The following is a 13,381-nucleotide window of genomic DNA, read 5'->3' on the forward strand; positions in this document are numbered from 1 at the left end:
CGGTGATGGGCATATCTAATAGTTTAGCCGAAACACAGAACTTTACGCGCCAACTAAATCATTTTATGCATCTAAAGAGGCGCCCTTTAGCACCTCCAGATTGACGAGAGTCGCCACTTACAGCAGTGGTTTTGAAGTCAGGATTTGCAGCAGGTTTTGTAAATGCACCGTGGATTCATAACCCAAGGGGGTTAAATAACCACCATCGGGCAAGGTGATTAATTGTTTTTCGTGCAGGCGTTTGGTGGCGGCGATCAACTCAGGTGCTGCATCTGAATGAACTTTGAGTCCGGTCTGGCTGGTTGTCGCGTCAAACAGGCGCAGCACTTGCAGTTCAGCAACTAATTCCGGGGACATTGGCATCTTGGACTCCACTATTATTGTCGGTGTAGGTATGGTTGGTAGCCATTTATAAATAGCATAGTCACCGCAGATCACAACTATTTACTCGAACAATCAACCCGCTTCGCGATAAACACGGCGCACTTCATCGGCAATAATCGCCGCACCGCGCGCAACGGTTTCCGGCTCCTGACAATAAGTCACGCGGATACATTCATGGCGATGCGGCCAATCCTCCGCCAAACCGGGGAAAAAATGATGTCCGGATACCACCAATACTCCACGCGTTTTTAAACGCTGGTATAACAACTCACTACTGATCGGCAAATCCTTAAACCACAACCACAAAAAAATCGCGCCTTCAGGCTTGTGGATTAAACAAGGCAAATCGCCCAGTGCCGATTTAAACCTCGCCACTGCCATTTCCATTCGTGTGCGATAAAACGGCGCAACTACTTCGCGACTTAATCGCAATATTTTTCCGTCGCGCAATAAATGTCGTGCCACTGCCGGGCCAAAATTGCCCGTCGCTAAACTGAGAATAGTATTGGCTTTGGCAAAAGCTTGAATGATGGCAGGGTCGGCGATAACGATGCCAGTGCGCGCACCGGGCAAACCAAGTTTGGATAGACTCAATACCAGAATCGTATTGCTATTCCAGTGGGGTTGCGCATCCACAAATAAAATATTGGGAAAGGGTGTGCCGTAAGCGCCATCTACAATAAAAGGAACTTGATGCGCACGTGCCAGCGCATCGAGCTTAGTCAGTTCCTCATCGCTAATCACATTGCCAGTGGGATTGGTGGGGCGCGATACACAGAGCGCGCCCGTTTCACTGGTGATTTTCAGCTCATCAAAATCCACATGGTATTTAAAAAAACCATCGTCCAATATTTCAATACTGGGGCGTGTAGCGGTAAAAAAATCCTCGCTAATGCCCAGGTCGCTGTAACCCAAATACTCCGGTGTGAGCGGCAACTGGATCTTCTTGTTGCTGCCATCGGCATAGTCGCCAGCAAATAAATTAAACAGTACAAAAAACGCCGCCTGACTGCCGTTGGAAAGCGCAATGTTATCGCGCGCTATCGCCCAACCGTATTCGTGATTAAGCAAATCGGCAATGGCGTCCAGCAATTGTGCATCGCCCTGTGGTGGCTGATATAAGCCAAGCAACTCATGCGCATCGCGCGGGTTGGCGAGTGTTGCATCCAGCGCGCTGGCAAACGCTTGTTCCATAGCCGGGATTCGCGCCGGATTACCGCCGCCCATAAAAATCATCTCGGGATTTACCCGCAGCGCCTCGCCCAAATCATCCATCAAGGTGACTATGCCGGCATCGGTACATAATTTTTGCCCGAAACGCGAAAGTTTTAACGATGAAACACTCATTGATAACTACCCATAACAGCAGGAGTACACCCCCTGAAAAGCAAACACCCGTTGATTGATACCGCAAACCAGCGGGCAATCTAACGGGTGCCAAAGAAAAACTCTACCGCAGGAAAACCTGGCAGAAAAGCGTAACTAGATAAGACCAAATTTGCGTAAGGTTTCAGCCAACTTTTCAGGGTTAACCGGTTTGTAAATAAAGTCCATAGCACCTAACTGCGTCACGCGCGCTTGGGCGTTAGGCTGAATATCGCCCGAGATGACTATTACCATAGCGTCCAGCCCTTCGGCTTTAATGGCCTCCAACACTTGATAGCCATCCATCTCCGGCATGGTCAGGTCTAAAAAGACCATTTCACCCTTGCCATCGCGAATAGCTTGCAACCCCTCAGCGCCGTTGGTGGCAAAGGTAATATCGACATCCCAATCGGCAGGTAGGGAGCGCGCCACCTGCTTGCGCGCCATCATCGAATCATCACAAATCAATAGAGGTGTAGCCATGGAGTTGCTGTATCTGTCAGTGGGAAAGTTGTTAGGAGTATAGCCAGTGAATTGGACGTCAGTCACTTTTTTAGCCAAGTTTATCGCACACAAATAACCATTAAGCCTCTCCGTGTTGGCTGAGTTTTGGAGGCACAGCGGGTTGCTCGGCTGGTGCAGGACTGTCAAAAAGCACGCCCAGTTTGATCGCAAACAGCGAATTTATTTGCTGCTCCGCCTCGGTAAGTAATTGCAGGCCAGCCTCCCCCCAAGGCAACTGGCGCAAGCTGTCTTTCTCGGCTGGCAGCTGCCGCGGCAACTCAAGAATATCTGCCAACTGCTGCAAGCTAAGTAAATGAAGGTTCTGACTGAGTAAGTAATCGCCCTGGTAGTTAGCCGTAATCACATGATGCCGCACCAATGCTTCGCAGATGCGCTGCCATTGATCAGCTGCCAAACCCTGCCGTAACAAAACCCGCTCGGGCACACTGGCCCCCTCTTTGGCGGCATCATAACAACGCCACAGCACCAGTAATGCGGCAATCAGGTCGGGATACTTGCGATGACGCAAACCAATTTGATGGGCATTGATAGTGTGCACAAAGACCGCACCACCCAGCACTACAGTCCAAATCAGGTTTACCCACAACAAAAACAACGGCAGCGCTGCAAATGCGCCATACACCAAGGAAAAAGAAGAGTGACTGACTATCCAACTAAATGCTGCTTTTAAACCCTGGAAACCCAGCGTAGTGAAAAAACCGCCCACCAGGGCATGACGCACTGGCACCTTACAGTTGGGTACCGCCACAAATAGCAAAGTAAAGGCAGCCCAAGTGAGCACCCAGGGCGCAAATTGCAGTACCCACTCCACCAGGCCCAAATTATCGTAAGTGCCAACCAGTAATCGGAACGAGGCCAAATAAGTGCTCATCGCCAAGGCAGCACCGAGCAGCAACGGGCCAAGGCTCAATATCGCCCAATAGAGTAAAAAATTAGCAACCCCGCGACGGCCACGGGCAACACCCCAAATGGCATTAAAGTTTTGCTCGATATTTTTCAACATCAGATACGCTGACACTAACAAAAACACAAAACCGAATGCCGTCAGCTGACGCGCCTGCTGGGAAAACTCCTGCAGATATTTGCCCAAATCCTGCTCACTGTTAGGCAAAAAGTGCTGGAACAACAAGGTTTGCAGTTCTTCGCCTAAATCCTGAAATGCAGGAATCAATGAAAACATCGAGAAAGTCACCGTGAGCATAGGCACGGTGGCAAAGAGGGTAACGTAAGTCAGGGAAGCTGCACTTTTCTGGCAGGCTTTGATGCGATACTGGTGCACCATTAACCCGAAAAATCCCATTAGCCAGTGATAATTTTCAATCGCAAGGCGACGCAGGGTTTGCAACAACGGCATAAGGTTAAATCCTTAAAACAAGTCAGGGCTCAGCCGCTATAATCGCCGCACGGCTGTTCCCGGTGGATAGACGTTTAACAAAAAATTACTGTGGACTGATTTGGTATTGGACTGATTAATGAAACATAACACGCTGATTGCACTCTACCACAACCCGCGCTGCTCCAAATCGCGCGAGGCATTGAACTTATTGCGCGAGCAAGGTGTTGAACCGGAAGTTATTCTTTACCTGGAAACGCCACCCAATGCCAAGACGTTGAAATCACTGCTTGCACAACTGGGCATAAGTGCACGCGCACTGTTACGTAAAAGTGAAGATGCCTACAAAGAATTAGGCTTGGCCGATCAAACACTGAGCGAGACAGCCTTGATTAATGCGATGGTTGAAAACCCCAAATTAATCGAGCGCCCGATTGCTATAAAAGACGGCAAAGCCGTGATCGGCCGACCACCAGAAAACGTTTTACAGTTGTTGACCCCCTAATTATTAATCGCCCCCGAAGGCTAATTTATGACCGCTTATGTACTCGTGCTTTACTACAGTCGCCAAGGTTCCACCCTGGAAATGGCCAAACACATCGCGCGTGGGGTTGAACAAGTGGCGGGCATAGAAGCACGCCTACGCACTGTCCCCGCTGTGTCACCGGTTACTGAAGCCAGCGCACCCGCAATACCCGAAACTGGCGCTGTCTATTGCAGCGAAGACGATTTAAAACACTGCTCCGGATTAATTCTTGGCAGCCCTACCCGTTTTGGCAATATGGCCGCGCCCATGAAATATTTTTTGGATGGCACCAGCAGCCAATGGTTAAACGGCGATTTAATCAATAAACCGGCCGCTGTTTTTACCTCAACCTCTACCCTACACGGTGGGCAGGAATCCACACTGCTAACCATGATGTTGCCACTCCTGCATCAAGGTATGATTATCGCCGGAATTCCCTACAGCGAAGCGGGCTTATCAACTACCCGCACCGGCGGCACTCCCTACGGCGCATCCCATCTCGCCCCTGGCGATACCCCCAATAAACTTAGTAGTGATGAAATCGCCCTGTGCCAGGCACTGGGGAAACGCATCGCCACCTTAGCGCTTCAATTAAAAGGTTAAACCATGACTCAGGATTCACCGGACAATTCAGCCCAGCAGCCAGCAGCCAATGAAAAGCCCAAAAAAATACTCGTGATTACCGATGCCGATGCGGTGGTGCTGGAAAAAAAATTACGCCGCGGCCAGCTCATCTGCAACGCTAGCTACGTTGCCCTATTATTGATGCTGACAATTAATTATTTACTCAGCGATGACATGAAATTTGTTCATTGGTTGGTAGCCATACTGCCACTCGCGATTTTTATTCCAGGTCTACTCAAACCGCAACATCGCACCTACAGCTGGCTGTGTTTTGTATTGCTAATGTACTTTTTATTTTTGGTACCGCTATTGATGAGCTATTGGTCGCTGACCTACTGGTTAATGACTATTTTAGTGACGGTACTTTTTGTTGCCGCGATGATGACCAGTCGCTGGCTGCAATATTGGAACTATTACCTGTCGACCAAACAATGATTATCCATTCAAATTTTCATCGCTAAATTTCATTTTTCCCAAGGAATATTATTGTGTCTGTGAATTATTACGAACCGCCCTCGGCGCCACAGTCTGCAGCGCAGGCAGCGCCACAACCCACGAATCAACCCACATCGCAAGCGCCCGGCAATGGTGGTTACACTCCAAAGCCTAAACCATCGAATCGCTTGCGCCGTATTTTTGGTGGCATGGGCGCAGCGGTCACCACCCTGCGCAATACTCTCGCCAATATTATTTTTCTTATTATCCTGCTGCTGATTATTGCTGCCATCAGCGGTAAAGCTACACTGCCATTGCCCGATAGCTTTGCACTGCGCATAGCTCCCAGTGGTATTTTAGTAGATCAGCGCAGCTATATAGACCCAACCAGTTTGTTACTGTCCGATGAAAATCCGCAGGAAAGTGAAACGCTGGTCAGTGACATAGTTGCTGCGATTAATTACGCCGAAAAAGACAAGCGTGTCACTTTGTTGGTGCTGGAGCCAGGCCGTTTGCTCGGCGGCGGCATCAGCAAGCTCAACGAAATCGGCCAAGCGCTGGAAAGTTTTAAAGCAAGCGGTAAAAAAATTATCGCTGTGAGCGATAACTACTCCCAAGACCAATATTATCTTGCCAGCTTTGCCGATGAAATTTATTTGCATGAAATGGGCGTGGTAGAAATTACCGGCTATGGCCGCTACATGAACTACTACAAAAGTGCACTGGACAAACTCGGTGTAACTATTCACGCCTTCCGTTCCGGAAAATACAAAGACTATCTGGAACCCTATCTGCGCGACGACATGTCAGCCGAATCGCGCGAACACAACGCCCAGTGGATTAATGAACTCTGGGCTGGTTATACCGGTAATGTAGAGCGCCTGCGTCGTTTACCACCGGGCAGCATCAATGATTATGTCAACAATCTTGATGCACATATGGCGCTTACCGAAGGCGACAGCGCCAAACTCGCACTTGAAAAAGCCTTGGTTGATAAAATTGCACCGCGCCGTGAATTAATCTCAACCCTGATCGCAGAGGCGGGCAAAAATAAAGAAGGCGATAATTACAACGGTATAGATGTTAATTTTTATCTCGGCGACATGCGCAAAAAAGCGATCACTGAATCCGATAAAGTCGGCGTCATAGTCGCTGCCGGATCAATCCTTGATGGCCATCAACCCGATGGCAGCATTGGCAGCGAAAGCATGCTTGAATTACTGCGCCAAGTGCAGGACGACAAGAATATCAAAGCACTGGTGATTCGTATCGATTCCGGCGGGGGCAGCGCTTTTGCATCCGAAGTTATTCGCAGTGAAATTATTGCGCTGCGCGACAAAAAAATTCCCATCTATATTTCCATGGGTTCAGTTGCCGCCTCCGGCGGTTATTGGATTGCCACCGCCGCCGATAAAATTTGGGCACAACCAACTACCATCACCGGCTCTATTGGTGTATTCGGCGCATTTCCTACACTGGAAAAATCGCTGGAAAAAATCGGTGTATATACTGATGGCGTAGGCACCACTGAACTGGCAGGCACCATGCGCCTGGATCGCCCGCTGTCAGAAAAAGCGGGCAAAGTGGTACAACAAAGTGTCGATAATATTTATCAGCGTTTTATTACCTTGGTTGCCAATGCGCGTGAGCAAGAAAAAGATGCTATCAATGAAATCGCACAAGGCCATGTCTGGACCGGAACCAAAGCCAAAGAAATCGGCTTAGTGGATGAACTCGGAACACTAAAAGATGTGATCAGAGCAATCGCACAGGAAGCAAAACTGGATACTTACAAAGTTGAATTTGTACAGCGCCCACTTTCACCCAAAGAAGAATTTTTACGCTCATTAACACAGGGGCAAGCGGGCGTACTACTCCCGAAATCACTGGTCAACAATTTTGTATCACTGAGCATTCTGAATGACATAAGCCCGGCGTTAAAACCACTGCAAGATTTGAAAAACATGAACGATCCGCAAGGTATTTATGTGCAATGCCTGGATTGTGTTGCACCCTAACCGATCAAAATTGATGTTTCACAAGGGGAAAAGATTCATGCAAAAGTACGGATTATTATTTGTGTTGTGCCTGCTGACTGCGTGTACGGGCATGCCCGAGAACATCAAACCAGTCGATAACTTTGATGCAAACCGCTACTTGGGTCAGTGGTATGAAATCGCTCGCCTTGATCATTCGTTTGAACGCGGGTTAAGCCACATTAGCGCCACCTACAGCCTGCGTGAAGACGGCGGCATTAATGTACTTAACAAAGGATATTCTGCAGAGGAAAAGGCATGGCAATCTGCCGAGGGTAAAGCGTACTTTGTGGATAAAAAAGACCAAGGCTATTTAAAGGTTTCTTTTTTTGGCCCCTTCTATGGTTCTTATGTGGTATTTGAGTTGGACAAACAAGATTATCAATACTCACTGGTGAGCGGCCCGGATAAAAGTTATTTCTGGCTGCTGGCACGCACACCGGTTATTGATAAAAATCTGCAAGCTGAATTAATTGCCAAAGCAAAAGCCTTGGGTTTTGCGACAGAACAATTAATTTTTGTGGATCATGACCCCACAAAAGTTCCCGCCGAAAATTAACTCTAAACAGCAATTGGCGCAATAAAAAAAATCGGCAACACAGAACCAATAAAGCAGCGCCAATAACATTAATGTAGTAATTTCCAGTCAAAAAAAATAGCGCCACAATGGGCGCTATTTTTTTACACGCGAATGAATTATTCCGGGCGCATATGTGGGAACAACAATACATCGCGAATGGACGGCGCATTGGCAAACAGCATAATCAAACGATCAATACCAATACCTTCACCCGCCGTTGGTGGCAAACCGTACTCCAACGCGCGCACAAAGTCAGCATCGTAGTGCATGGCTTCATCATCACCGGCATCTTTTTCACGCACTTGTTGCATGAAACGCTCAGCTTGGTCTTCCGCATCATTCAACTCAGAGAAACCGTTGGCCAATTCACGCCCACCGATAAAAAACTCAAAGCGATCGGTCACCGCCGGGTTGTGATCACTGCGACGTGCAAGCGGTGATATTTCAATCGGATATTCTGTAATGAAAGTTGGCTGATCCAGTTTATGCTCAACCGTTTCTTCAAAAATTTCGGTTTGGATTTTGCCGAGCGCAGTGCCGGGTTTAATTTTTAGCCCCAAGGCTTCTGCCGCTTTGGTGGCACCTTCAACACTGCTTAATTGCTCTGCCGTGATCTGCGGATTGTAGTGCAACACCGAATCAAACATAGACAAACGCACAAATGGCTTACCAAAATCGTATTCGCTGGTTTGGTATTTCAGGGTGGTTCCGCCAGTCACCTCGATGCACAGCTTGCGCAGCAAGTCTTCGGTCAGATCCATCAAGTCTTTGTAATCCGCATAGGCTTGATAGAATTCCATCATGGTGAATTCTGGATTGTGACGAGTAGAAACACCTTCGTTGCGGAAGTTGCGGTTAATCTCAAATACGCGCTCAAATCCACCGACTACCAAACGCTTCAAATACAATTCCGGCGCGATACGCAAAAACATTTCCATATCAAGCGCGTTGTGATGGGTAATAAACGGCTTGGCGGATGCGCCACCAGGAATCACATGCAGCATGGGTGTTTCCACTTCCATAAAACCGCAGCCGCTCATGTAATTACGGATAAAACTAATGCACTGTGAACGCAACCGGAAAGTGTCACGCACTTCCGGGTTCACAATCAAATCGACATAGCGTTGACGGTAACGAATTTCCTGATCGCTCAGGCCATGGTATTTATCCGGCAGTGGACGCAAGGACTTGGTGAGTAATTGATACTCTTCCAAATTCACATACAAATCGCCTTTGCCCGATTTATGCAGCGCGCCTTTTACACCGACTATATCGCCAATGTCCCACAAACCCCATTTATCTTTAATCACTTCTTGCGCAGCTTTATCCGCATACAATTGGATTGAGCCATCACCGTCTTGTAACACCATAAACGGGCCGCGTTTGGCCATCACACGACCGGCAACACTGACTACATGATTCAGCGCTTCCAATTCTTCTTTGGTCTTTTCACCAAACTGTGCTTGCAAATCAATGCTCTTGTCGCCACGACGGAAATCGTTAGGAAATGCATTGCCCTTTTCGCGAATAGCATCAAGCTTACTGCGGCGTTCAGCGATCAGTTTGTTTTCGTCATGTGCATGCGCATCGGTTTGCGCTGATTGGGTTTCGTTGCTCATAGTCTTCACTGATGTTGAATTAAAAATAGTGGAGTGGGTCTGCAAAAAATTACAGGCCAGCCTTTAAACTTTCGACAATAAATTGATCCAGGTCGCCATCCAGTACCGCTTGGGTATTGGAGGTTTGGGCGCCGGTGCGCAAATCTTTAATGCGCGAGTCGTCCAGTACATAAGAGCGGATCTGACTGCCCCAGCCGATGTCTGACTTGTTGTCTTCCATCGCTTGTTTTTCAGCGTTGCGCTTTTGCATTTCCTGTTCATACATTTTTGCACGCAACATTTTATAGGCCTTGTCGCGGTTCGCATGTTGCGAGCGCTCGTTCTGACACTGCACCACTATGTTGGTAGGAATGTGGGTTATACGCACCGCTGAGTCAGTTTTGTTAATGTGCTGACCGCCGGCACCGCTGGCGCGGTAAGTATCGATCCGCAAATCGGCCGGATTGATATCAATTTCAATATTGTCATCAATTTCCGGCGAAACAAACACCGAGCAGAATGACGTATGACGACGATTGCCGGAGTCAAACGGTGACTTGCGCACCAGGCGGTGAACACCCGTCTCCGTGCGCAGCCAACCAAACGCATACTCACCTTCAAAATAAATGGTCGCACTTTTAATACCGGCCACATCACCCGCAGAAACCTCTTCCAAAGTCACTTTGAACCCTTTGGCTTCGCCCCAGCGCAAATACATGCGCAATACAATTTCTGCCCAATCCTGCGCCTCGGTACCACCAGAGCCGGATTGGATATCCAAATACGCATTGTTGGCGTCAGTTTCGCCCGAGAACATACGGCGAAACTCCAGCTCGGCGAGCTGTTTATCCAAGCGATCCACTTCCGCTTGAACTTCGGCAACCATGGACTCGTCATCCTCCTCCACGGCCATATCTAATAATTCACGGGAATCGCGCACACCCACATCAAGGTCATCGATGGTTTTGACTACCATCTCAAGCGCTGAACGCTCGCGCCCTAACGCCTGAGCACGTTCGGGGTTATCCCACACACTCGGCTCACCAAGATCAAGTTCGACTTCCGCTAAGCGTTCTTTCTTAAGGTCATAGTCAAAGATACCCCCTAAGCACATTGGTGCGCTCAGTAAGGTCTTTAAGGGCATTTAATAAGGGATTAATTTCCATGATAGTGCGCAGTTTGATCCGGGTTTAGGCCTGAACAGGCAGAAAAAGCGAGGCGCGCATTCTACATGAGATGCCACTTCAGGCCAAATTCCACTCCCTCCTTTTTCATGGAATAAACAAAACAGCTCAGGTTCAAAAACGAGTGTTTACTTACCTACCCCCTTGATGACCTGAAACCAGTAATTTTTTAGCAATCCCCCATTTATGACTACCTGTATTTTTTTTAGCTAGGTATACTTCAAACGGTAACCGGTTACATTAAATCAACTGTAAACCGCTTTTTTACAAATAATCATAAGAATCCGGAGAACCCATGAAGCCCTTAGCCCAACTCCCTCTATCGCTCGTTTTGTTATCTATTGCTTTAGTATTAACCGCTTGTGGTGGTGGCGGTGGAGGTAGCGGATCAACACCTTCATCCGCTGCAGCTAGCGTAAATACTAGCTCTATCGCTACAAGCTCCATCGCGCCCAGCTCTACGCCTGTATCGAGCAGCTCGTCAGTTCAGTCACCCTCATCATCTTCACAACAAATTAGTTCATCAAGCACAGCGCCTGTGGCTAGGTGCACTGTCGATGGCAAACAATGGAATATTTGTGTAACCGATAACAATGAATGGGGTTTTGAAGGGGGAAATTACTGTATCGCCCACAGTTTCTGCCCAGCCAATCGCACCAGCTTTCCTAGCTTGGAAGCACGTGACACGCCGGTTGATGATGCGGCCTCCGCCAAGACCAAGGCTATCTATAGCTACCTGAAAAGTATTTGGGGTGAAAAGACACTGGCAGGCCAGCAAGACCTGACCTGGAAAGACGATATTGATATGGCGCAACGGGTGCATAACGATACCGGCAAATACCCTGCACTCATGGGTTATGACTTTATGAACTATGGCATGACCGCAAACTGGGTAGAGGGCTTGGAGCAAACTGAAGAAGCTATTGCCTATGCCAACAAGGGGGGATTGATCACCTTTTCCTGGCACTGGCGCGACCCAGCGCTGCTCAACACTAACAGCGTCAATAACGCGAACTTTTATGCGCGCGAATCTGATGCCAGCAAAAACACCAATTTCACCATTCCCGTGGTTAACGGCGCACTCGACACCAGTAGCCCGGCCTACAATCAACTCAACGCCGGGATTGACCTGATTGCCGAAGAACTGAAAAAACTCGCTGATGCTGATGTACCCGTGCTCTGGCGTCCGCTGCACGAAGCATCGGGCTACAACGGCGACGGCTGGTTTTGGTGGGGCCGCACACGCACCGATGATGTACCCCAATCGCTGGCGCAGATTTTATTATGGCGCCACATGTATGACCGACTGGTAAATCACCACGATATTCACAACTTGTTGTGGGTATGGAATGGCCAGAATGCCGCTTGGTACCCTGGGGATGATTATGTCGATATTGTCAGCCATGATATTTATGACAACAGCGACAACAAAACCTATAAATCGCAAATTGCCACTTATGACCAAGCGCGCAAATATCCAGTGGAAACCAAAATGGTTGCGCTGAGCGAGAACAGCTACATTCCCGACCCGGATAACATCGCAGCCGATAGCGCGTGGTGGTTGTGGTTTATGACTTGGAACGATGGCAACTTTAATCAGACCACCTTGGTATCCGATACCCACGCCGACAATTTCTGGAGCGGTGAGTATTACAACACCAACGCGCACAAAACCAAGGTTTACACCCATAACAATGTGATTACGCTTGATGAATTACCTGATTTTAATCACGCGGATTAATTGCAATCCAGAACAATAATTCCGCTTAAAAGTAACTCACAATAAAGACCTGCCACAAAAAAATGCCCGCTAACAACGGGCATTTACTTTTACCTGACAGATCTGAATGAATAACGATTAGTCATCACTCAATTCTATTGGCGGCAAATCACCACCACTTTCCTGCTGCTGTGCCACGATCACTAACAGTTTGCGTGCAATTTCACGATAGCGATGACTGATTGCTGAATTTGGATCTGCCGCAACTGATGGTTTTCCCGCATCTGCCTGAGTGCAAATAGATAGATCCAGCGGCAGTGAACCCAGTAACTGCGTTTGATAGGCACGTGCGATTCGCTCACCGCCACCTTCACCAAAAATATGCTCGGCGTGACCACAATTGGAACAAATATGAACGGCCATATTTTCCACTACACCCAACACCGGCACATTGACTTTGCGGAACATCTCTATGCCTTTTTTAGCATCCAGCAACGCAATATCCTGCGGTGTTGTCACAATAACAGCACCAGTTACCGGCACTTTTTGCGCGAGGGTGATTTGAATATCCCCTGTGCCTGGCGGCATATCGATTATTAAATAATCGAGATTATCCCATGCGGTTTGCATGAGTAGCTGCTGCAAAGCACCGGTCGCCATTGGCCCACGCCACAACATAGGGGTTTCCTCTGTGACCAGATAACCCATGGAAATAGATTGAATGCCATGCGCTTCAATCGGCACCATTTTTTGCTGGCCTTGCTCGCCTATAATTTTTGGGCGCTGCTGACCCACTCCAAGCATTTGTGGTTGACTCGGGCCATAGATATCAGCATCCAAAATACCCACGCGCGCGCCCTCCGCGGCAAGCGCCAATGCAAGGTTCACAGCAGTAGTCGACTTGCCTACCCCGCCTTTGCCAGACGCTACGGCAATAATGTTTTTTACACCGGGAATCGATTGATTGTGACTAGCCATGAAATGCCTCCAAAAATAAACAGCCCGACATTAAAAATCGGTACACCCTAACAAAAAAGGGTGCCATGTGGCACCCTTTTTTGGAGCGGGAAC

General features: G+C 48.3%; 12 protein-coding genes and 1 pseudogene. 6 read left to right on the plus strand and 7 right to left on the minus strand.

Annotation, left to right across the window (positions count from 1 at the left end; genetic code table 11):
• Positions 1 to 117: 117 nt before the first annotated feature.
• The 4 genes from O59_RS10400 to O59_RS10415 all read right to left on the minus strand — a co-directional run bounded on the left by O59_RS10400 (position 118) and on the right by O59_RS10415 (position 3,628).
• The gene (locus O59_RS10400; RefSeq protein ID WP_040392176.1) at positions 118 to 363 is read right to left on the minus strand and encodes a TIGR02647 family protein; all 246 of its coding nucleotides are present in this window, start codon (positions 361 to 363) and stop codon (positions 118 to 120) included.
• Positions 364 to 456: 93 nt separating this feature from the next.
• On the minus strand, positions 457 to 1,731 hold the full coding sequence (locus tag O59_RS10405) for a valine--pyruvate transaminase (protein WP_007642354.1): 1,275 nt from the start codon (positions 1,729 to 1,731) through the stop codon (positions 457 to 459).
• A 135-nt stretch (positions 1,732 to 1,866) separates the two neighbouring features.
• A complete protein-coding gene (locus tag O59_RS10410; protein WP_040392178.1) occupies positions 1,867 to 2,232 on the minus strand; it encodes a response regulator in 366 nt (121 codons plus the stop codon).
• A 100-nt stretch (positions 2,233 to 2,332) separates the two neighbouring features.
• A complete protein-coding gene (locus O59_RS10415; protein ID WP_007642364.1) occupies positions 2,333 to 3,628 on the minus strand; it encodes a YihY family inner membrane protein in 1,296 nt (431 codons plus the stop codon).
• Between the two features lie 118 nt (positions 3,629 to 3,746).
• Between O59_RS10415 and arsC the strand changes: the two genes are divergently transcribed.
• Genes arsC through O59_RS10440 form a run of 5 tightly spaced genes read left to right on the plus strand, consistent with a single transcriptional unit; the run spans position 3,747 to position 7,787 of the window.
• The gene (gene arsC, locus O59_RS10420) at positions 3,747 to 4,112 is read left to right on the plus strand and encodes an arsenate reductase (glutaredoxin) (RefSeq protein ID WP_007642366.1); all 366 of its coding nucleotides are present in this window, start codon (positions 3,747 to 3,749) and stop codon (positions 4,110 to 4,112) included.
• Between the two features lie 27 nt (positions 4,113 to 4,139).
• Positions 4,140 to 4,736, plus strand: a complete 597-nt coding sequence (gene wrbA, locus O59_RS10425) for an NAD(P)H:quinone oxidoreductase (protein WP_007642368.1) — start codon at positions 4,140 to 4,142, stop codon at positions 4,734 to 4,736.
• 3 nt (positions 4,737 to 4,739) lie between these two features.
• On the plus strand, positions 4,740 to 5,192 hold the full coding sequence (locus tag O59_RS21015; protein WP_007642370.1) for a DUF2069 domain-containing protein: 453 nt from the start codon (positions 4,740 to 4,742) through the stop codon (positions 5,190 to 5,192).
• A 53-nt stretch (positions 5,193 to 5,245) separates the two neighbouring features.
• The gene (gene sppA / locus O59_RS10435) at positions 5,246 to 7,210 is read left to right on the plus strand and encodes a signal peptide peptidase SppA (RefSeq protein ID WP_232283075.1); all 1,965 of its coding nucleotides are present in this window, start codon (positions 5,246 to 5,248) and stop codon (positions 7,208 to 7,210) included.
• Positions 7,211 to 7,247: 37 nt separating this feature from the next.
• Complete coding sequence (locus tag O59_RS10440) at positions 7,248 to 7,787, plus strand: lipocalin family protein (RefSeq protein WP_007642374.1); 540 nt, start codon at positions 7,248 to 7,250, stop codon at positions 7,785 to 7,787.
• A 137-nt stretch (positions 7,788 to 7,924) separates the two neighbouring features.
• Here the strand turns inward: O59_RS10440 and lysS are convergent, their stop codons facing one another.
• Positions 7,925 to 9,427 (minus strand): lysine--tRNA ligase, encoded by a 1,503-nt coding sequence (gene lysS / locus O59_RS10445; RefSeq protein ID WP_007642376.1) that lies wholly within the window; start codon positions 9,425 to 9,427, stop codon positions 7,925 to 7,927.
• A 49-nt stretch (positions 9,428 to 9,476) separates the two neighbouring features.
• Positions 9,477 to 10,572 (minus strand): peptide chain release factor 2 gene (gene prfB / locus O59_RS10450; protein WP_157152547.1). Its coding sequence is split into 2 segments (ribosomal slippage): positions 9,477 to 10,499 and positions 10,501 to 10,572, totalling 1,095 coding nucleotides; the frame shifts between segments, so codons are not numbered across the junction.
• 313 nt (positions 10,573 to 10,885) lie between these two features.
• On the opposite strand from prfB, the gene O59_RS10455 reads away from it, so the two are divergent.
• Complete coding sequence (locus O59_RS10455) at positions 10,886 to 12,331, plus strand: glycosyl hydrolase (RefSeq protein WP_050977039.1); 1,446 nt, start codon at positions 10,886 to 10,888, stop codon at positions 12,329 to 12,331.
• 117 nt (positions 12,332 to 12,448) lie between these two features.
• On the opposite strand, the pseudogene apbC reads toward O59_RS10455, so the two are convergent.
• Positions 12,449 to 13,285 (minus strand): annotated as a pseudogene (gene apbC / locus O59_RS10460) (iron-sulfur cluster carrier protein ApbC); the annotation flags it as partial.
• Positions 13,286 to 13,381: the final 96 nt, after the last annotated feature.

The sequence above is a fragment of the Cellvibrio sp. BR genome, assembly GCF_000263355.1.
In the GTDB taxonomy this organism is placed as follows: Bacteria; Pseudomonadota; Gammaproteobacteria; order Pseudomonadales; family Cellvibrionaceae; genus Cellvibrio.

Excerpts from the sequence above, each read along its gene's own strand:
- O59_RS10400 (WP_040392176.1), bottom strand. The coding sequence starts at position 363 with ATGCCAATGTCCCCGGAATTAGTTGCTGAACTGCAAGTGCTGCGCCTG.
- O59_RS10405 (WP_007642354.1), bottom strand. The coding sequence starts at position 1,731 with ATGAGTGTTTCATCGTTAAAACTTTCGCGTTTCGGGCAAAAATTATGT.
- O59_RS10410 (WP_040392178.1), bottom strand. The coding sequence starts at position 2,232 with ATGGCTACACCTCTATTGATTTGTGATGATTCGATGATGGCGCGCAAG.
- O59_RS10415 (WP_007642364.1), bottom strand. The coding sequence starts at position 3,628 with ATGCCGTTGTTGCAAACCCTGCGTCGCCTTGCGATTGAAAATTATCAC.
- arsC (WP_007642366.1), top strand. The coding sequence starts at position 3,747 with ATGAAACATAACACGCTGATTGCACTCTACCACAACCCGCGCTGCTCC.
- wrbA (WP_007642368.1), top strand. The coding sequence starts at position 4,140 with ATGACCGCTTATGTACTCGTGCTTTACTACAGTCGCCAAGGTTCCACC.
- O59_RS21015 (WP_007642370.1), top strand. The coding sequence starts at position 4,740 with ATGACTCAGGATTCACCGGACAATTCAGCCCAGCAGCCAGCAGCCAAT.
- O59_RS10440 (WP_007642374.1), top strand. The coding sequence starts at position 7,248 with ATGCAAAAGTACGGATTATTATTTGTGTTGTGCCTGCTGACTGCGTGT.
- lysS (WP_007642376.1), bottom strand. The coding sequence starts at position 9,427 with ATGAGCAACGAAACCCAATCAGCGCAAACCGATGCGCATGCACATGAC.
- O59_RS10455 (WP_050977039.1), top strand. The coding sequence starts at position 10,886 with ATGAAGCCCTTAGCCCAACTCCCTCTATCGCTCGTTTTGTTATCTATT.